At 52.4% G+C, this 794-nt stretch carries 2 protein-coding genes; both read left to right on the top strand.

The annotated features are described in order from the left end of the window. Positions 1-440 precede the first annotated feature (440 nt). Positions 441-674 carry a 50S ribosomal protein L28 gene (rpmB, locus tag HT737_RS30970; protein ID WP_003229474.1) on the top strand — a complete coding sequence of 78 codons (234 nt, stop codon included), beginning with the start codon at positions 441-443 and terminating at the stop codon, positions 672-674. An 11-nt stretch (positions 675-685) separates the two neighbouring features. Further along, positions 686-794: 50S ribosomal protein L33 (rpmG, locus tag HT737_RS30965; RefSeq protein WP_182404711.1), on the top strand; the 109-nt coding region annotated here is incomplete at its 3' end.

Raw genomic sequence — 794 nt, 5'->3', positions numbered from 1 at the left:
TTCCTTTACAGATCGAAGGCCCATCTGCAGGTGCAGTCTGGAAAAGGGTTACCCTAGAGGGCTGGATTGCAAATGACTATCCCTTTTGTCATTTTTCGGGCCGGGACAGTGGTGTTTTTCAGACCACGGTGCACGAGGAAAAGTCGGGGAACCTCTTTTAGAGCGGTTTTCTGCGACGAGTGGTCAAAACGCGCCTCAGCCTTTATCCAAAGCGTCCGCAGCCGGAAAATGCGCGTTTTTACCGGTCGATTGCACATCCATTGTTGTTGCACCCCGGTCTTTCTGGTATAAAGCAGCGCTCTTTTCTAGGGGCCCGGTTCCTTCACTGTAGGTGTAGCCGGTAAGACCTCTAAAGAAACGCGGCGCCTGGCGCCAAATGACTGAGAGATTAAGCGGCCAACCCATGCCGGGTTGGGCATGTGGTTTTAGAGGGCTGAGGCATGTCGAGAGTATGTCAAGTTACCGGTAAGGGTCCGGTAACCGGGAATAACATTTCCCACGCAAACAACAAAACCCGTCGTCGTTTCCTGCCGAACCTGCAGCATCACCGCTTCTGGGTTGAAGAAGAGAAACGTTTCGTACGCCTGCGCGTTTCCGCCAAAGGCATGCGTATCATCGACAAGCGTGGCATCAGCGTTGTGCTGGCCGAGCTGCGTCGCGACGGCAAGATTTAAGGGAGCTAATCATGCGTGAATTGATTCGTTTGATTTCGAGCGCCGGTACTGGTCACTTCTACACTACCGACAAGAACAAGCGTACTACCCCGGACAAAATCGAGATCAAGAAATATGATC

It is taken from the genome of Pseudomonas sp. MD195_PC81_125 (assembly GCF_014060985.1).
GTDB lineage: Bacteria > Pseudomonadota > Gammaproteobacteria > Pseudomonadales > Pseudomonadaceae > Aquipseudomonas > Aquipseudomonas parakoreensis.
The sequence above is the reverse complement of the archived record's forward strand: the minus strand, read 5'-3'. Positions and strand labels throughout refer to the sequence as shown.

Excerpts from the sequence above, each read along its gene's own strand:
- rpmB (WP_003229474.1), top strand. The coding sequence starts at position 441 with ATGTCGAGAGTATGTCAAGTTACCGGTAAGGGTCCGGTAACCGGGAAT.